Below are 20889 nucleotides of genomic sequence, written 5' to 3'. Positions count from 1 at the left end.
ACTTAACAGGAGCTTTTCATGCCCGTCATAACCCTGCCGGATGGCAGTCACCGTAGTTTCGCAGAACCCGTTACCGTACACGATGTTGCCGCCGACATTGGTGCTGGCCTGGCCAAAGCCGCACTTGCCGGCAAAGTAGACGGCCAGCTTGTGGATACCAGCTATCGGATCGAACAGGATGCCGAGCTCGCCATTATCACTGAGCGTGATGAAGAGGGTGTTGATGTAATCCGTCACTCTACCGCTCACTTGCTTGCTATGGCGGTTAAAGAGCTGTTTCCTTCGGCTCAGGTGACTATCGGGCCGGTTATAGACAACGGCTTCTACTACGACTTCAAATTCGATCGGCCTTTTACCAATGAGGATCTGGCCAGAATCGAGAAGCGCATGGAAGAGCTTGCGAAACAGGATATGCCGGTATCCCGCTCTGTGCTTTCCCGCAGTGAAGCGGTAAAGCTGTTCGATGAGATGGGCGAGGAGTACAAAGTTCGGATTATTGAAGATATTCCGGGTGATGAAGATCTGTCTTTCTATCGCCAAGGCGATTTTATCGATCTGTGTCGCGGCCCTCACGTGCCCAGCACCGGCAAGCTTAAAGCGTTTAAATTGACTAAGGTTTCCGGTGCGTTCTGGCGTGGGGATACCAATAATGAGCAGTTGCAGCGGGTTTATGGCACTGCCTGGGGCAACAAAAAGGACCTCAAAGCCTACCTGCACCGCCTGGAAGAAGCAGAAAAACGTGACCACCGAAAACTCGGTAAGAAACTGGATCTTTTCCATATGCAGGAAGAGTCGCCAGGTATGGTGTTCTGGCACCCGGACGGCTGGACGGTGTATCAGGAAATAGAGCAATACATGCGCTCAATGCTGCACCGTCACGGCTATAAAGAGATCAAAACGCCGCAGGTGGTCTCCCGTAGCTTGTGGGAGAAGTCCGGGCATTGGGACAAGTTCCGTGATGATATGTTTACCACGGAATCTGAGAAGCACGATTTCGCCATCAAGCCAATGAACTGCCCTTGCCATATTCAGGTATTTAACCAGGGTTTGAAGAGCTATAAGGATCTTCCGCTGCGGCTCGCTGAGTTTGGCTCCTGCCACCGTAATGAAGCCTCCGGAGCACTGCACGGCTTGATGCGGGTGCGTGGCTTTACTCAGGATGATGCTCACATTTTCTGCGAGGAAGATGCGGTTCAGCCAGAAGTGTCCAAGTTTATTGAGCTTCTTCATGAAGTGTATGAAGACTTCGGGTTTGAGGAAATTCTGTACAAGCTTTCTACCCGCCCCGAAAAACGTGTGGGCTCGGATGAAGTTTGGGATAAAGCTGAGGCTGCTCTGGAAGAAGCACTTAATCGCGAAGGTGTGGACTGGGAGTTGTTGCCGGGCGAAGGCGCGTTCTATGGCCCGAAAATTGAGTTTTCTCTCAAGGACTGTATCGGACGGGTTTGGCAGTGTGGCACTATTCAGGTAGATTTCTCTATGCCTGGCCGCCTTGGTGCCCAGTACGTTGCAGATAACTCCGAGCGTAAAACCCCGGTTATGCTGCACCGAGCTGTACTTGGCTCTTTTGAGCGGTTTATTGGTATCCTGATCGAAGAGTATGAGGGCGCGTTCCCTACATGGCTTGCTCCAACTCAGGTCGCCATTCTAAATATTACCGATAATCAGCGTGATTATTGTCAGGATCTGGCGAAAAAGTTGGATTCTTTGGGCTTTAGGGTTAATGCTGACTTGAGAAACGAGAAGATCGGCTTTAAAATCCGCGAGCATACAATTAACAAAGTTCCCTTTCTTGCTGTTGTCGGCGATAAAGAAGTCGAAAACAACGCAGTTGCGGTGAGAACCCGCAAAGGTGAAGATTTGGGAACCCTATCGCTCGAAGCGTTCGAACAACTTCTGAAAGAAGATGTTGAGCGCAAGGGCAGAATCAAGACGGAGATTTAACTATTAAACAGCGAACGAATCGGGGTGGGCGTACTCCAAAGGCGCCGATCAATGAGAATATTGATGCAACTGAAGTCCGCCTGATAGATGCCGAGGGCACGCAGGTGGGTGTAGTTCCGATCGCAGAGGCCCTCAAGATGGCAGAGGAGGCGACCCTGGATTTGGTACAGGTTACAGATTCCGATCCGATCGTCTGTAAAATAATGGACTATGGCAAAAAGGTCTTCGACGAGAAAAAGGCGAAGGCTGCTGCCAAGAAGAAGCAAAAACAGACGCAAGTCAAAGAGCTTAAGTTCCGACCAGGAACTGAAGAAGGGGATTATCAGGTAAAACTACGCAACCTGGTACGTTTCCTTGAAGGCGGGGACCGCGGCAAGATCACTATCCGGTTCCGTGGCCGTGAGATGGCACACCAGGAAATTGGTATGAAACTCATGGAGCGCATCGAGGCAGATATCGAAGCGCTGGCACAGGTAGAAATGCGGCCCAAAATGGAAGGCCGGCAGATGACCATGATTGTGGCTCCCCGCAAAAAGAAGTGAATCTGATTCAGTGATGAATCCCCTGCCTGACGGTAGGGGTTTTGTCGTTCAGGTTCATATTGATGTATTAAAAAACAGAATGCGGAGTTTTAAAAAATGCCTAAAATGAAAACGAAAAGTGGAGCGGCTAAGCGGTTCAAGAAAACTGCTACCGGCTTCAAGCACAAGTCAGCCTTCACCAGTCACATCCTGACCAAGAAGAGCCCTAAGCGTAAGCGTCAGCTGCGTGGTACTTCATTGGTTGCCAAATCTGATGTGGCATCCGTAAAGCGTATGCTCCGTAAGTAACGCAGCAAACACTCTCAACGGTTTTAAGGTAGAAGGATTAAGGTATGGCTCGTGTTAAACGTGGCGTGGTTGCACGTCGTCGTCACAAGAAGATTTTAAAGCAGGCCAAGGGTTACTACGGCGCTCGTAGTCGTGTATTCCGCGTTGCCAAGCAAGCGGTTATCAAAGCCGGTCAGTATGCGTATCGCGACCGTCGTAACCGCAAGCGCGCTTTCCGCGCACTGTGGATTGCTCGTATCAACGCTGGTGCTCGGGCTAACGGCCTGTCTTACAGCCGTTTGATTGCTGGCCTGAAAAAGGCAAATGTTGAGATCGACCGTAAGGTTCTGGCCGACCTGGCCATGAACGAGCAGCAGGCGTTTGCTGCTGTTGTTGAAACGGCAAAAGCATCCCTTTGATCGCTTAGCTCTTTCATCGATTACGAATCGAGCCGGTGCCAAGTGCTGATTTATCTGCGCAACAGGCACCGTTTAATAGGGGAAGGGCACGCTCTTCCCCTATTTTTGTTTCAAGAGTTCGTTTTTTGAATTCCTCATTTCTGGTTTGGAGCAGGGTCAATGGAAAACCTGGAGCAACTGGTTCAGGACGGTTTAACGGCAGTCGAAAAAGCCGACAGCTTGCAGGCGCTTGATCAAATTCGTGTTGAATACCTTGGTAAAAAAGGCGCAATTACCCAGCAGGCCAAAACTTTGGGGAAACTGTCTGCCGAAGAGCGCCCCGCCGCCGGCCAGAAAATTAATGAGGCAAAAGGACAGGTTGAACAGGCGATTAACGCCAAGCGGAGCAACTTGGAGCGAGTTGCCATAGAGCAAAAGCTTGCTGGCGAATCCATTGATGTAAGCTTGCCCGGCCGAGGTCAGGATCTGGGTGGATTGCACCCGGTTACCCGCACACTGCAGCGTATAGAAGAGTTCTTCTCCCGGGCCGGTTATACCGTAGAACAAGGGCCGGAGATCGAAGACGACTACCACAATTTCGAAGCGCTCAATATTCCCGGCCATCACCCGGCCCGTGCTATGCACGACACCTTCTATTTCAATCCCGGCACCTTGTTGCGCACCCATACTTCTCCTGTGCAGATCCGTACCATGGAGGCTGGCAAACCGCCGTTTCGCATGATTTGCCCCGGGCGTGTGTACCGATGCGATTCAGACATGACCCATACCCCTATGTTTCATCAGGTTGAGGGGTTGCTGGTTGAGAAAAATGTCAGTTTTGCCGATCTGAAGAGCACAGTAGAAGAGTTTCTGCGGGTGTTTTTTGAGCGTGACCTTCAGGTTCGTTTCCGGCCATCTTATTTCCCGTTTACCGAACCCTCTGCTGAGGTGGATATCGAGTGGGGCCGGGAAGCCGATGGCAGCATCAAGTGGTTGGAAATTATGGGGTGCGGAATGGTTCACCCGAAAGTGTTTGAATACTGCGGTATTGATGCCGAGGAATATCGCGGCTTTGCATTTGGCATGGGCGTTGAGCGCCTGGCGATGCTCCGCTATGGCGTGAACGATCTGCGTATGTTCTTCGAGAACGATTTACGCTTTTTACGCCAATTCCGTTAATAACACGTTTTACGGCATCCAAATCAAACGTCGAAACCGCATCAGAACAAGGCATTTACCATGAAATTCAGTGAGCAGTGGCTGCGCGAGTGGGTTAACCCGGAAATCAACTCTCAGCAGTTGATGGATCAGATAACCATGGCAGGGTTGGAAGTTGATGGCTTCGAACCTGTTGCTGGCAAGTTTGATGGTGTCGTCGTTGGAGAGGTTCAATCCGTTGAGCCTCACCCGGACGCAGACAAGCTGCGAGTGTGCCAAGTGAACGACGGCACTCAGGTTGTTCAGGTGGTGTGCGGGGCCCCCAATGTGCGCCAGGGCTTGAAAGTACCTTTTGCAGTGGTTGGTGCTGTACTGCCCGGTGATTTCAAGATTCGCAAAGCCAAACTTCGCGGCCAGCCTTCTGAAGGTATGCTGTGCTCGGAATCTGAACTGGGATTGTCTGAAAGCCATGAAGGCTTGATGGAGCTGCCTTCCGATGCACCGGTCGGCGCATCCTTGAGTGATTATCTTAAGTTGAACGACGTGGCTATCGATGTGGATCTGACGCCTAACCGTAGCGATTGCCTCTCGATCAAGGGCATTGCTCGCGAAGTCGGCGTGCTGAACAGCCTGGTTCCAGAAGCGCCGCAGATTGAACCGGTTGAAGCTGTGCATTCAGAAGTTCCCGATATCCGGGTAGATGCACCGGAAGGTTGCCCGCGTTACTTGGGACGCATTCTCCGAAACGTGAACCTTCAAGCCGAAACGCCCTTGTGGATGCAAGAGAAGCTCCGCCGCTCCGGCGTTCGCTCGATCGATGCGGCTGTCGATGTGACCAACTTCGTAATGCTGGAGCAGGGTCAGCCAATGCACGCGTTCGATCGCGACGAGATCAGTAAGGGTATTGTTGTTCGTATGGCGCGTCCCGCCGAGAAGCTGGTGCTGCTGGACGGACAGGAAGTTGAGCTGACTGAACAAACGCTGGTGATTGCCGATCACGAAAAGCCAATTGCCATCGCAGGCGTTATGGGTGGTGAGCATTCGGGTGTGAGTGCAAAGACCCGTGATTTGGTGCTCGAGGCTGCCTACTTCGACCCGATTACACTTGCCGGCAAGGCTCGCCACTATGGCCTGCACACAGATGCCTCCCATCGATTTGAGCGTGGAGTTGATTACGAGCTTGCCCGCGACACGATGGAGCGAGCAACGCAGCTCTTGATGGAAATCGTAGGCGGTGAGCCCGGGGAAATAGTCGAGGTGTCCAGCGCCAAGCACCTGCCAAAGGCGCACTCAATAGATCTGCGTTCCAAGCGTTTGGCAGATGTGCTGGGTCTGGAGATCGACCGCACAACGGTTGAGGAAATCCTAACTCGCCTTGGCTTGCGTGTTGAGAAACTTTTGAAAGATGGTTGGCGGATTCTAGTGCCAAGCTTTCGCCCTGATATATCTATTGAAGAAGACTTGATCGAAGAGGTCGGTCGTATCTATGGCTACAACAATCTTCCGGTCACCGAGCCTACAGGTTCACTTGGGTTGCGCGTAAATGACGAAGCAACTCGGCCAGTGTCGGCCATACAGAGTTACTTTGTTTCTCACGGATATCAGGAAGCGATTACCTACAGCTTTGTGGATCCAAAAGTGCAGGCGCAGGTGGATCCCGAGCATGAAGGTATCGCCTTGGCTAATCCTATATCGTCAGATCTCTCTGTTATGCGAACCACCCTCTGGAGTGGCTTGCTGAAAACCGTCGCCCATAACCAGAATCGTCAACAACCCCGTATACGCCTGTTTGAGACAGGGTTGCGTTTCCTGCAGGATGGCCAGCGCATTGACCAGCAGCCCATGCTGGCAGGCGTGGTTGTCGGCCCGCAATATCCTGAAAACTGGGTGAACGGTCGCAGAACTACTGATTTTTTTGATGTAAAAGGAGAGTTGGAAGGACTTTTCAGTTTGCTGGGCATTGAAATCGGGTTTGTTGGCAGTCGACACCCCGCTTTGCACCCGGGGCAGACGGCTGAACTCCTGAGGGATGGCGAGCATGTAGGCTGGTTGGGTACGCTGCACCCACAAGTTCAGAAAAATCTTGAACTTAATGGCACCATTCTAATGTTTGAGCTATCCTTGAATTCGATCATTACTGGATATGTGCCTAATTTCAAAGAAATTTCGAAATTCCCGGAAGTTCGACGAGATTTAGCGATCATTATTGGTGGTGATGTCTCGTTTGCTGACGTAGAGCGTGTAGCCCGCAAGCATGCCGGCGAGCGATTAACAGCGTTGCGTGCGTTTGATGTTTATGAAGGGGAAAGTCTGGGTGAGGGTAATCGTAGCCTGGCTCTCAGTTTATTCTGGCAACATCCTGAACGCACGTTGAATGAAGATGAAGTGCATTCGCTCTTTAACGGTGTTATCGACGCACTGAAGGAAGAGTTGGGGGCAACACTGAGGAGTTGAGACATGGCGGCTTTGACGAAAGCGGAAATGGCCGAGCGCTTGTACGAAGAATTGGGTCTGAACAAACGCGAAGCCAAGGAAATGGTGGAAGCTTTCTTCGATGAGATCAGAGGCGCACTCAGCCATAACGAACAGGTAAAGTTGTCGGGTTTCGGTAACTTTGATCTGCGAGACAAGAAGCAGCGACCGGGCCGAAACCCCAAGACCGGTGAAGAGATTCCGATAAGCGCACGGCGTGTTGTTACGTTCCGCCCGGGACAGAAACTGAAACAAAAAGTAGAAGCGTATGTTGGAACCCAGTCATAACAACGAACTCCCCACGATTCCCGGGAAGCGCTACTTTACGATCGGTGAAGTAGCCGAGCTGTGTGCGGTTAAGGCACACGTGCTGCGCTATTGGGAGCAAGAGTTTCCGCAGTTGTCGCCGGTCAAGCGCCGCGGTAATCGCCGCTACTACCAGCGTGCTGATGTAATAACCATAAGGCAGATACGCAGCTTGCTGTATGAACAGGGTTACACCATCGGGGGCGCCAAGCAGAAGCTGAGTAGCCACGAAGTGAAAGACGACACAACCCAGTACAAGCAGCTTATCCGTCAAATGATTACCGAATTGGAAGACGTCCTGGACGTGCTCAACGCCCCAGTAAAATAGAGTGTGTTCGTAAAAAAAAGCCGAAGCTACGTCCATCACTTCGGCTTTTTTTTGCCTCGCGTTCGGCCTTGCCAGAGTCTGGCTATCGTGGACGAAGAGGCCGAGGCAGGATTGATGTCACAGGCTAAAACAGCAAGCGCCCCGAAGGTTTAGTCCGGAGCGCCCAAAGTGCTCAGTTGATCAGGCGAATTCTGGGTGGCAGCTTAGCCTCATCCCAGTTCACTGGTGCCGGCTGAGTGTCTTTGCCGGTAAACAGGTGCCCAACCTCTGGTATGGCATAACGCAGATCGCCACGAGTTGGGCGTTGCTGGTTAAACTCCGCATGGCTGATGCCAACTTCCCAGATGTTATCTGAGCCTTCACTCGCCCAGCCCTCTGGGCGCAGCTCAACGCGCACTTCGGATCCAATCAGGCTAACGGCTTCGATGCGCAGTGGAAGATTGGCATGTGCGGCAGGCGCTGTGGCCAGGCGTACTTCATGGGGCCGCAGGTAGAGCTGAGCAGTGCCTTGATGCTGGATGTCCGGAACTGTTACCCAGGCGCTGCCCTGGCTTAAGGTGCCATGCTTGATGTCACCAGACAGCACATTCACCTGCCCGAGGAAGTCGAACACGAAGCGGCTGTCTGGTCGGGCGTAAAGCTCAGTTGGCTCGTTCACCTGTTCCACATTGCCTTGGCTCATGACCACTACCTGATCCGATAGCTCCAGAGCTTCTTCCTGATCGTGAGTCACGAAAATGCTGGTGAAATGGAATTCATCGTGCAAATTGCGCAGCCAGCGCCGCAGGTCTTTACGCACCTTGGCATCCAGTGCACCAAAAGGCTCGTCCAAAAGCAGAATTTTGGGTTGTGTTGCAATGGAGCGGGCTAGGGCTACACGCTGTTTTTGACCGCCAGAGAGCTGAGCGGGGAAGCGATTAGCCAAATGCGGCAACTGAATCATTTCCAGCAGCTCGCCAACGCGCTTTTGAATCTCTGCTTTGGATGGGCGCTGTTTCCGCGGCAGTGAATCCAGACCAAACGCTATGTTCTGTGCCACGGTCATGTGGCGGAAAAGGGCGTAATGCTGGAACACAAAACCAATATTGCGGTCACGTACGTGCAGCTTAGTTACATCCTTTCCCGAGAAGCTGACTCTACCACTATCGGCAGACTCAAGGCCGGCAATAATGCGCAGCAGAGTTGTTTTCCCAGAGCCAGAAGGGCCTAGAAGTGCGGTCAGTTTGCCTTCAGGAATATCCAGAGAGACGTTGTTCAGCGCCTGAAATTGTCCAAAACGCTTGTTGATGCCATCAACCATGATAGTCATTACGCTGTCTCCTCTGTTTGCAGACGATTCAGAGTGCGCGTCTGTCGCCATTCCACGAAACCTTTAACAGCCAGCGTAAATACCGCAATGCCGGCCAGTAGCGAGGCGCTCGCAAAAGCGCCAACAATATTGTAATCCTGGTACAACAGCTCGACGTGCAGGGGGAGCGTGTTGGTTTGCCCGCGGATATTGCCAGACACCACCGATACAGCGCCAAACTCGCCCACTGCCCGTGCGTTAGTGAGTACCACGCCGTAAATCAGTGCCCATTTGATGTTGGGGAGCGTGATTGTGCGGAATATTCTCCAGCCGGAAGCCCCCAGCACAACACCGGCTTCTTCTTCCTCGCTGCCTTGTTGTTGCATGAGCGGTATCAACTCGCGGGCAACGAAGGGGCAGGTGACAAACACAGTAACCATCACAATGCCGGGCCACGAAAACATCAGCTGCATGTCGTAATCCGCAAGCCAGCTGCCAACCCAGCCGTTACGACCGTAGAGCAGAAGGTACAACAAGCCCGCAACAACCGGAGATACAGCAAACGGAATATCAATCAGAGTGATCAGTAACTTGCGGCCGGGAAAACGAAAGCGTGTGACCAGCCAAGCCAGTGCAGTACCAAAAACCAGGTTGAGAGGCACGGTAAGCGCAGCCACAAACAGCGTCAGGCCAATGGCATGTAGCGTGTACTGATCCGTCAGGTTGTCTGCCAGGGTTCCCCAGCCAGCGCCCAGAGCCTCAACAAAAATCACAAGTAACGGCACGATCAACAAAGCCAGTGCCACAGCCACAGCAATGCCGATCAACAGCCATTTTATTACCGGGCTATCGCCAACACGGCGGTGCCGGGAAGATTGGGAGGCATTCATGGAATTAGCGTCCCTCTATGCGTTTGAGATAGCGAGCCTGCCAAAGGGTGATAGCAAACAGCATCACTAGAGATACCAGCAATATCACTGAAGCAATGGCGCTGGCCGCTGCATAATCGTATTCCTGCAAGCGGACAAAAATCATCAGGCTGGTGACTTCGCTCACGTAAGGCATGTTGCCTGCAATAAAGATAACGGCACCGAATTCACCGAGGCTGCGGGTAAAAGACAAGGCCACACCAGTCAGCAGTGCTGGCCATAGGGCAGGGAAGATTACCCGACGAAATACCAAGCCATCGCTGGCGCCCAGGCTAACCGCTGCCTCTTCGTCTTCAGGGGCGAGTTCTTCAAGAACCGGCTGTACTGTGCGCACCACAAACGGCAGGCTAGTGAACGCCATGGCTACAATGATACCTACAGGCGTAAAGGCAACTTCAATTCCCAGCTTACTTAGCCACTGTCCGTACCAGCCATTCTCTGCAAACAGTGTGGCGAGAACGATGCCGGCTACCGCAGTAGGCAGAGCAAACGGTAAATCAACGACCGCATCAATCAGTCGCTTTCCCGGGAATTCATAACGCACCAGAACCCAGGCAAGAAGCAACCCGAAGATGCCGTTGAACAGTGAGGCGGCCAGTGCTGAAAATGCAGTGACTTTGTATGACGCAACGACCCGTGGATCAGTGATCACGAACCAGAACTGGTCGAAGCTCATGGCAGACACTTCCATCACCAGTCCGGTGAGTGGCAGCATCAAGATAAGGCTGATAAATAAAAGCGAAATACCGAGGCTCAAACCGAACCCCGGTAGTACCCGCTTGCTGCGGTTTCCGATCCGTGGCCAGCGCTGAGAGACTGCTGCAGCGCCGGCCTGGTTAGCCGTGGACATCAATTACCGCCGGCGTTGCAGTTGGTCGAGTTTGCCACCACTGGCAAAGTGCTCTTTAGTGGCGTTTTCCCAGCTGCCAGCGATGGCGTCGATGGGCAGAAGTTTTACTTCTGGAAAGCGGTCCGACGTTTCCTGCTTTACCGTCTCGTTGTGAACCCGGTAGTTGAATCCGGCCAGCAGTCGCTGGGCGTCCTCACTGTACAGGTGCTCCAGATACGCTTTTGCAAGATCCTCGGTTTTATTCTGCTTTACGTATTCGTCGATCCAGGTAACCGGAAACTCAGCCAAAAAGCTTACCTTTGGCGTTACAACTTCGTACTCACCATTCTCGTAACGGTCAGCCAGATTCAGTACTTCGGACTCAAATGTCAGAAGTACATCACCAATCTCACGCTCGATAAAAGTGGTGGTTGCACCACGACCGCCGCTGTCGAACACCTTCACATGAGAAAGGAAATCCTGCAGAAAGCTATCAATTTTCGTCTGATCGTCGCCAAAGCGGTCTTGGGCATAACCAAGGGCAGCCAGGTAGGTGTAACGGCCGTTGCCTGAGGTTTTGGGGTTGGGCATAACCAGGGCAACATCTTCTTTAATCAGATCGTCCCAGTTTTGAATGTTTTTCGGGTTGCCCTTACGCACCAGGAACGCCATGGTGGAATAGTAGGGCGAACTGTTATTCGGCAGACGCTCGGCCCAGTTCTCTGGAATCAGGCCGCCGCGGGCGTGCAGGATATCGATGTCGGTAACCTGATTGAAAGTTGCTACGTCTGCTTTCAAGCCCTGGATGATGGCCTGTGCCTGCTTGGAGGAACCGGCATGGGACTGGCTGACTTCAAGGGTTTCACCGGTTTTCTCTTCCCAGTATTTGCTGAAGTGCACGTTGTATGCAGCAAACAGTTCCCGGGCAATGTCATAGGAGGTGTTAAGCAGCTCACGGTCGGCAGACAGCGCCGGTTGTGCAAAAAGTGAAGCGCTCAGCGCAAGGCCGGTGAGCAGGCCCTTGAGTTTACTTGGCATGACAATCCCCTAAACCAAATGATGTGATGGCGTGTAATCTATCAAATCCAGAACAAATCCAGAAAGAATATAAGATCATCTGGTTAGATCGATTAAGAATATGCTGAGGGGTGCTTAAGAAATTTTACCGGGAATTAAGAGGAACGGCGGACAGCATGGTGGCGAACCCGTTTTCAATACTGAACTCAAAATGCCCACCAAGTTCAGAGGCGCGCACTGACATGTTGTTGAGACCTCTTCCCCGCATAAGCTTTGTTTCAGGGTTTATTCGTGTGGCACCATCATTAACAATCGTGAGTGCTAAGCTTTTATCGTCGATTTCGAACCGGATTTGGATGTGTTTCGAGTCTGCGTGCTCTACAGCGTTGTTAACCGCTTCCGATAGGATGTGATTAATATTGATTGCCTGGCGCATGGTTATTTCCAGAGAGTCATCGTTCAGGGACTGTCGCCAGGATAGTGCTATGTTGGTGTCGATCAGCTTCTCTTCTACTTCCGCTTTCATATCTTGCAGGCATACCGTTAAATCCTGAAGCGGGTTGCCATCCAGTATTCGCATGGATTCCCGAAGTGCTTTCAGCGCTTTGTGTGCTGGCTGTTCAAACTCTTTTGATGGGGCGCGTCGCAGAAGGGTTAGCAGGTGACCGCCAACGTTGTCGTGCAGATCCCTCACAATGCGCTCGCGCTCTTGCTGAACGGCAATTCGTTCGCCTTCATGTGCTGCAAGAATGCGTTTTGCAATAACCAGCAGCCCTTCTGTGTGTTTCCTGTCTTTGAGCGAAAATAGCCGGCGCCCGTGGTTTGGAAGTGTGAGGTGAACAGCGCCCACCGTAAGGAGTAGGGGCACGACCATTACTGCTCCGTTGTCATACAGGCTGACAGATTCAGTTTTTTTGCTGCTGATGTTGGTGTTTGCGGGCTTGTAAGCATCTATCAAAAGCCGCATCCAGGAATGATCTGTACGCTGCGGTGGCATAGCTTGAACAATCCGCTCAACTTGTGAGGTGAGTAGATCGTCTGGGTCTGGGGCATCCGGGTGAAGCTTTTCCCAGGCTATTTGCCTTAAAGGGAAGTAAATCCAGCCAACTGCTATCACGGCAATTGCCAGGGCGGCGCTTGGGTGAATGTTGATGGCACTGATCAGAGCAAAATCAACAACAACGATGGCCAGCCCGGCAAGAAACCAAGCCCAGATGGCAAGCCACCAGCGGTCTACATCAAACAACCGGTACCTGACTATACCAAAAGCGAAACCGATGTAGAGGAGGCTGGCCGTTCCGACCATTGCCCATTGCGGAAAGGCCGCTTCTCCGAATAGAACAAGAGGCAGGAAGTAGATTGCCAATCCCAGCCCCATGATGATGAAAATGGAGACCAGCATCCACTTCAAGGCCGCTCTATCCAGTGGAACCTGCGCTGACATTCGCCATTGATAGACCGCAACAACTATCCCGGCCAGATACAGCATCAAAACGGGCAGGTAATAGGTGTGAAGGGGCCATTCAATCCACTGAAAGGTTTCGTTTGCTTGGTAGAATATAAAGAGCGGTATCAAATAAATTGCTGGAGAAGGCCGCGAGATCCGTCTGGGGTAATAAGCCATCAAGGCAAGGAGACTGAACAGCATGATGGCAAGCCCTAGATGGTTTGCCCTTGTTAATACCAGAAACAGATCTTGAGGAAGGGCGATCTCTCTGGATAGATAGATGCTATTAAATAAGGTAGCGAAGAAAAAGCCTGCGCCGGATGCGCACAGCAATCGTGCCGCAGTTTCGCGGGGGCGAATAGCCCAAACCGCCAAGCTGACATTCCAGGCAATCAAACCGAACAGGTTAAAGAGCCAAAACTCATAGCCCAGTGTTGCTATAGGACGCTCAGGCAAAACGGTTAGTTCAGTGGTATTGCCAGCCTCGGTCGTTACCCAAACCTTCTCGTGCTTTAATAGGGATGCAACCTCCTCTTCACGTTCCAGCAGGGCATTGTGGTCTGCATAGTTTGCGTGGCTTGGTGGTTCCACATGCAATCGGAAACCTTTGAGGCTGAAGGCATCGCTGGAATTCTCAACGCTCATGGATGTGAGGTGGTCGCCGACTTGTAAATGCAGGTTATTGGCTGGGTTGTGAATAACCTCAATCAGCGGTAATTGTTGGCTTTCATCGTAACTTAAATCCAGGCCCAGCCAAGGTGTTTGGCAAGCTATATAGGTAGCAAAGGCTACGAGTATCAGAGACGCTACCGCGCCAGACAGCATCAGAGGAATAGGGGCTTGGATACGGTCAAACATAACAGTTAGCAACTTTGGTGTTAAATACCCGGGATAAGCCCCATTCTTACGGCTTCGAGTGTTGCCTCCGCTCTTCCAGAGACATTGAGTTTGCGGTAAATAGCCTTGATGTGGCTGGCCACCGTATTCACTGAAACCCCCAGAAACTCCGCGATGTCACTGCGCCCAAACCCTTTTGCCAGTAAAAACAGAACTTCTTTCTCGCGCTCGGAAAGGGCAACGGCTCCGTCGTTATCTTCGGGCTGCTGAAACTGTCTTAGCAGTCTCCGGGATACGGCTGGCGACAAAGGCGGTGAACCGGCGGCTATGCCAGACAGGCTATCGATGATGGCTTTGCTGGACTGGTCTTTGAGAAGGTAGCCGTTTGCTCCGGCTCGCAGGGCTTCGAACAGGTGTTTGTCATCATCGAAGATGGTTGCTACTACAAGATAGGTGTCAGGTGAGTGGAGTTTGAAATGCCGCAACAGATCCGTTCCGCTACCGTCTGGTAGGCTGAGATCAACAATCGCCAGGTGCGCCGAATTATCTGAAAGCCAGCTGTAAGCTTGCTCCAGAGTACCGGATTGATGAATGCTGGAAGTGGGGAAGACGTCTTGAGCCAAACCGACTAGCCATTCCCTGGTTACTTCATGGTCTTCGATAACTAATACATTTTGCATCTACTGATCGCCCCCAATCATTTCCTTTGAGCCGGCAGGTTCAGAGTGTAGCCAGTTGAATCTAGCAGTCCCGTGTCAAAATTCCCAGAGCGGATGGCGGGAGTAACCCGTTTGTGTGATGTGTCGATGCCATGAGGCTAGCTAGACGCGCTGGTGGGGTGCTGGAAAGGTGGGGCAAGAAATGAGTCTGGCCGGGGAAGCAGACATAAAAAAATCCAACTACCGTTAAGTAGTTGGATTTTTTAGGGAATTTTGGTCGGGACGGTAGGATTTGAACCTACGACCCCTTGCACCCCATGTATGGGTGACACCGCCAGCAAGCTACTGAAATACAATTAAAACCTGCCTTTTATCAGAGATGGAAAACCGGGAGTCTCGACCCTTACAGATCAAAAGGTTACATTGCCGTTTTGGATTGCCTTTTTTGCCGTACGTTCATCTTTCACCCACCGTTTTAGGCAGTATTTAGACGCCATCAATCACGCTATTTTACTGTCTTTGACAGATGCGGCTTGTAGCTTACGCTATGGTGTCGATAAAGGAGGACGCTATGCTCACACGGATGCTATTTATAATTGCGCTCGCTATGCCGGCTTTAAGCTATGGTGCGGTTTATCAGTGCACGGCCAACGGCCAGACCGTTTTTTCTGACCAGCCGTGTGGTGATGATGCAAAAGAGCTAGATCATAAACCGGCGCCAGCTATAGGCGGTCGTTTCGATACAGGAACGGATGTGGAGTTTTACAAGCCGCCAGCTCGTCAGAATTCGTCAAGCGAGGAGTCATGTCCCTACATTAACTCGACCGAACTGAGGCGGCTGACAATCCAGAATAAGATCACTCGTGGCATGAAGCCTGCCGATGTACGTCGCTCATGGGGGTCGCCTTCGAGCATCAGTACTGGAAGACGCACTCAGTGGGCCTATCACTATACTGGCGGCTCATCGAGCTATGTATATTTTGAAAATGGCTGCGTTGTAAATTGGAATGGTTATTACCGTTAGCTCTATACGTACTGCGTAACCGTGGGCAGATCCGGAGCCTCGCCGATGATCTGCTCACCCTCAACCCAAGCTTTTTTACCCACAGCTACAAGCCCGCCGTTCAGCCGCACAGACTTTCCATCCCTACGAGCGGCCATGCTGGTGCCGTCTGTGTTTACCGAAGTGATAGTCACTGTGTACCGGCCAGCTCTTGGCATCAGGTTTTGAAATCGTACCCAAGGGTTAACGGTTGCCATCAGTAATGATGCCTCTCAATCTTGACGGTTTGAGTAACCCTGCCGGTGCCGGGGTTGGTTACGTTGATGCTAACGCCCAGGACGTTGCCGCGCCAAGTGTTTGCGCTTTCGCGGGTGTCACGCACTTCCACCAGCATGGCCGGCTCGATCAATCCTGGTGATCCGCTGGTGGGCAGTACAGTATCAATGGTTACGATTTCCTGGTCTCCGCTCCCTGCAATGGCAGTCAGGCCCCGCTCACGGCACTGGGATGACTCGACGTTGAGATCATCAAAGATATCCGGGGCGGGTTTGTCACCTGCGGTGCCGGTGCGAATTACATCAGCAGCCACGCCATGGGTGACCCCACTCACAAACACAGAGTTGTATTCGGGTTGCGGGTCCCACTGACTGGCGTAGCCAAGCGTCATAGCGTCAGCGATGATGGCATCCACAGATTCAATGGGCAGGGCGGGGTAGTCCCAGGGTGCTGAGAGTTTGTAACGGTGCTTGATGTGCAGTATGTCCTGGTCCTGATCTGGTACCACGATCGCCCCTTGAGCGGCAGCCAGTTCGGAGATCACTTCCATCGCCGTTTTATTGTCCCATCCCCATGCGCCTGCTGGGATCACATAATCTGTGAGGCCTTGCTGACGGCTGATGGTAAACCCGGTGTACTGCAGCTGCTCGGTCATGGCTTGGACAGCTGTGGTCTGGGTTTCGATGCGGCCGGTGCGTTTTGGGGCATAGGGTGCCGCCAGCAACTGTGTACGAGATACGCCGCTAACTTGATAGGTGTCTTTTGCGAATCGGTTGTTTTGGCTGTAGCGGTCGATGATGAAGCGCCACTGGTGCCCGTTTATTGTTGCTGTTACTTCTGCCGGGCCTGCCGCCGTAGGGCGGATCTGGTCCATGCTGGCTGCGCCCAGTATTGTGCAGCTCATTGTCCAAGCAAACGAGTCTGCATCCTGGCTGATTGTCAGGTCTTTAAATTCCAGCGGGGTGGCGGTGGTCACTTCGATCAAGCTGCTCGCGTTCATAATGACGTATGTCCTTTTTATCTCTGGCTCGTCCGGCGGGTCAATCAGTGGTGGGTTTGGCTCTGCGGCGCTGGGGAATTCCACCTCGGTATTCAGGCGCGGTTTTCTGTCCCAGGGGTGCGTGGTGCGGCCATCAAGGGCGGCTTTCAGTGACCAAGCCGGGGTGTCCAACTGGCTGTCCACGCTTCGGGTCGGGATAGTCGGCGCCACCAGAATGGCCTCGGGCACAAGTTCAAAATCCACTACCAGCGCCCCAGGCGGCGTGTAGTGCGCGCGCTGCAGGTTCAGGATTTCGGTCTGCTGCAGCTCCACTTCTTCCGGGGGTGGCGGCTGCCAGTTCAGAATGCTGTCGCTGGCCTTGTGCGGGTCGGTCAGGTCGTGCACCTGGGGCACGTTGAAACCCTGAACTTCGCGGGTATCCTTCGGGGCCTTTACGCTCCACGCCTGCGCCCCGTAATCGCTGGCGTCGTCCTTGGCCGCATACTGCCCCCAGCGGGCGCGCTCGGCACTCAGGTCCAGAGGTGTGGCGGTGATGCCACTGAACAGTCGCCCCTTGCCGTTCTTGGCTGCCACGGTGCCCCACGGCTTGCCATGCCCACTCAGGTCTAGGGCGTGGGCCTGATCGCTGCCAAATCGCCGCCCCAGGCCGTCCGCCGGTCGCCCTTCGCTGTGCCCCATTAACCTGCGGCCGTGGTGCTGGTGGTTGGCCTGGGCACTCTGATAGCAGTAGCTCACGGCCAGCGGTGGCTTGCGATACACAAACCTACCCGCTTCGGCCAGGTCGAAATCGACGGCCAGCGGGTCGGTGATCGGGCTGTAGGTTGCCCCTAGATCAAGGACAACCGCCAGCGGATCAGGGGCGGGGGCGTAGGTCATGGCTCCGGTGTGAACTCGACTCGGCGGATTGGGCGCACTCTCTGGTTGGTAAAGTGCTTATAGGATCGGCTCTCGGATATAAAACTGAACCTTCGAGTCCTCGCTTCGTCAGGCGAAAACTGTGTCGAACTCCAATAATAATGGCCCGATGTAAACGCCTGATCTCCGCTGCCCTCAAACCTTGCGGGTGGTGATCTATCGTGCCCAAGGCTTTCGTAAACAATCCGCAACTCATCGCGTGCGGGCATGTACCAGTCATCAAATCCGCCGCCCCGATAATCCAAGCAATAGTTGCCAGCCTCGAATCTAATGTCACCCGCCATAGACAGCGTGTTACCTAAACCGTCAGTGTCACTTGTGGCTTGAGGCCAATTACCTCGGGGCTCCATCCACTTCAGACCGCCAACGTCTGCTTCGATGTCTGCGACAACCAACCTGTACCACTTGCCGCCATCCTCTATATCCCCCGCATAGAATCCGCCTCCGAGTTCTTCACCTATTGCGGGTGGTGGGCTGGCCAGCCCCGTAATCGCGTCATTTATAGCCAGTACAGCTAAATCAACGTCCCCCTGGGTCGCTGCGGGGTCGTCATACACCGCCTGTCCAGCCTGAACCGCATCGCTAAGGGTTGCCCATGTGCCGGGTGTATAGGCGCTGCTGTCTAGGCCACTTGCCGCATTCAGGACGGCTAATAATTCGGTTTTATCTATGCCTACCACCTCCGGCGTAACCGGCCCATGCACCATTGGCCGGTAGAATGGCCGCGCAATCATGGCCGCTGTGCCATAGGTCTGGCTGGTTTCGGTGTCCACTACCCACGCCGGTTCCTCGGCGGGCAGGGTGCCTGCTCCGGTGCATTCAAAAACGTGACCGTTCGGGGTGGTGGGGTGGATGCGATCGCCCACGCTCAGAACCAACTCGGGCGTGAACGCTGCGCCGTAATCGTCGAAGGCGACCACAAAAACTTCGCGCTCATACGCGCCCAAAAGGTCGATGCTGTATTCGCCGGTGATGCCGTCGCTGGTGGCGTGGCCCAGGCTTTTACTCAGAGTTACGTCCGCGCCGCCTATCTGGTGCAGTGTTTCGCCATAACCGAAGGCGCGCACTTTGCGCTGGGCGGGGGCGCCGTTGATCTGGACGATTCCAGCAACCTTGCTCGTCTGCGTCATCAGTCTGCATCCCCCCTGTTCTGCGTGGCGAACTGGTCGTTTTCCACTACTGCGCGGCCTGCCACGATGGTACGCGCCACCCAAAAGGGTGCCTGCCCGCCGTCGGTATTGAAACGCAAGGTGTTGCCGCTTACCCAGCCGCTACCCCAACCTTCTTTTCGAACGGTGAAATAGGGCGCGCCAGTCGCCTGGTTCGTCGGCGCCAAGTCGGTGGTGGTGTTGCCGGTGGTGACGATACCCACGGTTTCGCCGATGACTTCAAAGCTGGTGCTGCTGGTGAACCGGATGGCCCAACGTTCCTTTATTGCGCCCTGGTTGGTGATCTCTATCGGGTGCGATACCAGGTTATATTTCGCCGTGGTTTCGTCGCCGATTACGCTGTCAGACCAGGTGGAGCCGTTAAAGCTTTTCTGGTGGAACGTGTTGTGGGCGCGCGCGCGAATGTCGCCGTAAAGCAGGGCGGCGCTGGCAATGGTGTCGCCGGCGGTGTAGTCCTGGGACAGCGGAATATTCAGGCTTATCTGTCCGCCGATTTGTACGTCGGTCGCCAGGCCCATGTCCTCCACGCGGTTGAATACCTGCAGGGGTTCGGTCACGGCGTTGGCCTCGGCGTCCACCAGGTTCAGCGGGTCGGCAAAGGTTAGCGTTCCGGCGTCGGTGTCCAGGGTGTACTGCTCCGGGGCCAGGCGGTTGCCGTTGGCGCCCTCTATCCAGACTTCGGCCTGGTTCACTCGGGCGAAATTTATCACCTTGCCGGGGGTGGTGGTGATGATCTCCTGCTGCTGGGTGTTGCTCACCACTACCACGTCGCCCAGGTTGAACTGGGGCACTCGGCCGTCGCTCGGCAGGCGCGTCGCGTCCAGACCCACCAGGGCAGCGTCCAGGGGTAAAAACGAATAGCTTACGGCGCTATACCGCACGGTGCTGGGCACCACGGGGGTGCCGTACGCGCCGGAACCGTGCTTGCTATCGGTCGCCCACTGAATGGAAACCGTGCCGGTTTGGGTGTCGACAAATCCACCCACGATGCTGGCGCCGGTCAGGTTGCCGCTGGTGTCGGCGTTCAGTGTCAGCTGGTTGCCCTCTATGTCGGTGGCGTTCACGATCAGGCTGCCCTCTCGCAGCGGTGCGCCGGCGGTCCTGAATATGGTCTGGTTGGCCGGGGCCTGGTTCAGCGTCGTCAGGCAGGCGATTAGCGTCACGGGCGTGGTGGTTGGTATGTTCGCCGGGTAGTTTTCCAGCGTCGCCAGGCCGGTGGCGTAGTCTATGGAGCCCACGGCGGTGCCGCTGTCGGTGATGGGTGACCAGTCTTTTATGATGGCGCCGTCACGGTCGCGGTATTGGGCGCCGCCTATTTCAAAAATAACACTGTTCGGCACGATGGCCCGCACGGTGTTCGGGGTCAGGTCTATGGCCAGCCCGGCAATAGGGCGCGTAACGGTTCGCACCTGCACGGGGTCGGCCGGGTCGGTCCAGTGGATCGTTGCGGTGGTGCCAGAATAGGTTTCGGTGGCGGTGCCGGTGTCGTTTTCCCAGAAATAGCTGGCCACGCCCGACGCCAGACTGGTGCGCTTTTTCTCGTTGTACCGCTTGAAACTGTAGCTCTGCCGCGCGTCGAAGCTGATGGCGCCGGTGGTGTAGTTCACGGTTCCCAGGAGCGCGCCGCCCTTGCTTCGGTACAGGTTGCCGTTTCCGTCGTCGGTCAGGGTGATGGTTTCGGTGGTGTACTGGTTTCGCTGGGCCTGGCCCTTCTCGTGCCATGGCTCCCACTGCTGGGTTATGCGCTGGACGGTCATTTCTATTTCAACCGATCCCTCCCGCATGGCGGTAACCGGCTCATAGGCTGTTTGTCCGCCGCCGTTTAGGGTCAGGGTGTCGTTCACTTTAGTGGTGCCCTGCCAGTCCTGAAACTCGATGGCGTAGTCACCATCCACGGGCGCGGGTGCGGGGGTCGGGTTTATGTAGATCAGGCCCTTCGCATAGCTGACGGTCCCGCTGCCAGCGCCAGTTAATCCGCCGGCGCTGTCGTCGGTCAGGGTGTACTGTTGCCCGCCGGTGTTCCATTTCACGACCACGCTGCCGGGGGCCAGGTTGCGTTTCAATTCGGAGCGGTGAAAATTATACATTGGTGCTACGTTGCCCAT

General features: G+C 54.0%; 19 protein-coding genes. 9 read left to right on the top strand and 10 right to left on the bottom strand.

Annotated elements, in window-relative coordinates; translation table 11 throughout:
• Window positions 1-18 precede the first annotated feature (18 nt).
• From thrS to AADB16_RS14965, 8 genes are all read left to right on the top strand, one after another.
• The gene (thrS, locus tag AADB16_RS15000) at window positions 19-1944 is read left to right on the top strand and encodes a threonine--tRNA ligase (RefSeq protein ID WP_410804436.1); all 1926 of its coding nucleotides are present in this window, start codon (window positions 19-21) and stop codon (window positions 1942-1944) included.
• A gap of 2 nt (window positions 1945-1946) precedes the next feature.
• Window positions 1947-2486 (top strand): translation initiation factor IF-3, encoded by a 540-nt coding sequence (gene infC, locus AADB16_RS14995; RefSeq protein WP_200204081.1) that lies wholly within the window; start codon window positions 1947-1949, stop codon window positions 2484-2486.
• A gap of 96 nt (window positions 2487-2582) precedes the next feature.
• Complete coding sequence (gene rpmI / locus AADB16_RS14990) at window positions 2583-2774, top strand: 50S ribosomal protein L35 (RefSeq protein ID WP_100639828.1); 192 nt, start codon at window positions 2583-2585, stop codon at window positions 2772-2774.
• A gap of 44 nt (window positions 2775-2818) precedes the next feature.
• Window positions 2819-3172 (top strand): 50S ribosomal protein L20, encoded by a 354-nt coding sequence (rplT, locus tag AADB16_RS14985; RefSeq protein ID WP_200203762.1) that lies wholly within the window; start codon window positions 2819-2821, stop codon window positions 3170-3172.
• 159 nt (window positions 3173-3331) lie between these two features.
• Window positions 3332-4330 (top strand): phenylalanine--tRNA ligase subunit alpha, encoded by a 999-nt coding sequence (pheS, locus tag AADB16_RS14980; protein WP_410804433.1) that lies wholly within the window; start codon window positions 3332-3334, stop codon window positions 4328-4330.
• A gap of 60 nt (window positions 4331-4390) precedes the next feature.
• On the top strand, window positions 4391-6763 hold the full coding sequence (pheT, locus tag AADB16_RS14975) for a phenylalanine--tRNA ligase subunit beta (RefSeq protein ID WP_309045308.1): 2373 nt from the start codon (window positions 4391-4393) through the stop codon (window positions 6761-6763).
• Window positions 6764-6766: 3 nt separating this feature from the next.
• Window positions 6767-7069, top strand: a complete 303-nt coding sequence (gene ihfA, locus AADB16_RS14970) for an integration host factor subunit alpha (protein WP_071264800.1) — start codon at window positions 6767-6769, stop codon at window positions 7067-7069.
• Complete coding sequence (locus AADB16_RS14965) at window positions 7050-7415, top strand: MerR family transcriptional regulator (RefSeq protein ID WP_200203768.1); 366 nt, start codon at window positions 7050-7052, stop codon at window positions 7413-7415. The genes ihfA and AADB16_RS14965 overlap by 20 nt, the downstream gene beginning before the upstream one ends.
• Window positions 7416-7587: 172 nt before the next feature.
• On the opposite strand, the gene AADB16_RS14960 is transcribed toward AADB16_RS14965, so the two are convergent.
• The 6 genes from AADB16_RS14960 to AADB16_RS14935 form a co-directional block, all read right to left on the bottom strand.
• Window positions 7588-8724, bottom strand: coding sequence for a sulfate/molybdate ABC transporter ATP-binding protein (locus tag AADB16_RS14960; protein WP_410804430.1), 1137 nt, complete (start codon window positions 8722-8724; stop codon window positions 7588-7590).
• Entirely contained in the window at window positions 8724-9593 is an 870-nt protein-coding gene (cysW, locus tag AADB16_RS14955; protein ID WP_410804428.1) for a sulfate ABC transporter permease subunit CysW, read from the bottom strand. The genes AADB16_RS14960 and cysW overlap by 1 nt, the downstream gene beginning before the upstream one ends.
• Window positions 9594-9597: 4 nt before the next feature.
• Entirely contained in the window at window positions 9598-10428 is an 831-nt protein-coding gene (gene cysT, locus AADB16_RS14950) for a sulfate/thiosulfate ABC transporter permease CysT (RefSeq protein WP_410804583.1), read from the bottom strand.
• A gap of 57 nt (window positions 10429-10485) precedes the next feature.
• Window positions 10486-11499: a thiosulfate ABC transporter substrate-binding protein CysP gene (gene cysP / locus AADB16_RS14945; RefSeq protein ID WP_410804427.1), complete on the bottom strand. Its 1014-nt coding sequence runs from the start codon at window positions 11497-11499 to the stop codon at window positions 10486-10488.
• Between the two features lie 124 nt (window positions 11500-11623).
• The gene (locus AADB16_RS14940) at window positions 11624-13783 is read right to left on the bottom strand and encodes an ATP-binding protein (RefSeq protein ID WP_410804425.1); all 2160 of its coding nucleotides are present in this window, start codon (window positions 13781-13783) and stop codon (window positions 11624-11626) included.
• Between the two features lie 20 nt (window positions 13784-13803).
• Window positions 13804-14442 carry a response regulator gene (locus tag AADB16_RS14935; protein ID WP_410804423.1) on the bottom strand — a complete coding sequence of 213 codons (639 nt, stop codon included), beginning with the start codon at window positions 14440-14442 and terminating at the stop codon, window positions 13804-13806.
• Window positions 14443-14992: 550 nt separating this feature from the next.
• Between AADB16_RS14935 and AADB16_RS14930 the strand changes: the two genes are divergently transcribed.
• On the top strand, window positions 14993-15445 hold the full coding sequence (locus tag AADB16_RS14930) for a DUF4124 domain-containing protein (RefSeq protein ID WP_410804422.1): 453 nt from the start codon (window positions 14993-14995) through the stop codon (window positions 15443-15445).
• 2 nt (window positions 15446-15447) lie between these two features.
• Here the strand turns inward: AADB16_RS14930 and AADB16_RS14925 are convergent, their stop codons facing one another.
• The 4 genes from AADB16_RS14925 to AADB16_RS14910 are packed head-to-tail and all read right to left on the bottom strand — an operon-like array spanning window position 15448 to window position 20889.
• Window positions 15448-15681, bottom strand: a complete 234-nt coding sequence (locus AADB16_RS14925) for a hypothetical protein (protein WP_410804420.1) — start codon at window positions 15679-15681, stop codon at window positions 15448-15450.
• On the bottom strand, window positions 15681-17576 hold the full coding sequence (locus AADB16_RS14920; protein WP_410804418.1) for a hypothetical protein: 1896 nt from the start codon (window positions 17574-17576) through the stop codon (window positions 15681-15683). The genes AADB16_RS14925 and AADB16_RS14920 overlap by 1 nt, the downstream gene beginning before the upstream one ends.
• Window positions 17573-18745 carry a hypothetical protein gene (locus AADB16_RS14915; RefSeq protein ID WP_410804417.1) on the bottom strand — a complete coding sequence of 391 codons (1173 nt, stop codon included), beginning with the start codon at window positions 18743-18745 and terminating at the stop codon, window positions 17573-17575. Before AADB16_RS14915 ends, AADB16_RS14920 begins: the two co-directional genes overlap by 4 nt.
• Window positions 18745-20889: a hypothetical protein gene (locus tag AADB16_RS14910; RefSeq protein ID WP_410804415.1), complete on the bottom strand. Its 2145-nt coding sequence runs from the start codon at window positions 20887-20889 to the stop codon at window positions 18745-18747. The genes AADB16_RS14915 and AADB16_RS14910 overlap by 1 nt, the downstream gene beginning before the upstream one ends.

Origin of the sequence: Marinobacter sp. KMM 10035, assembly GCF_046537445.1 — a bacterium.
Lineage (GTDB): Bacteria > Pseudomonadota > Gammaproteobacteria > Pseudomonadales > Oleiphilaceae > Marinobacter > Marinobacter sediminicola.
This window is presented reverse-complemented; position numbering and strand designations above follow the sequence as displayed.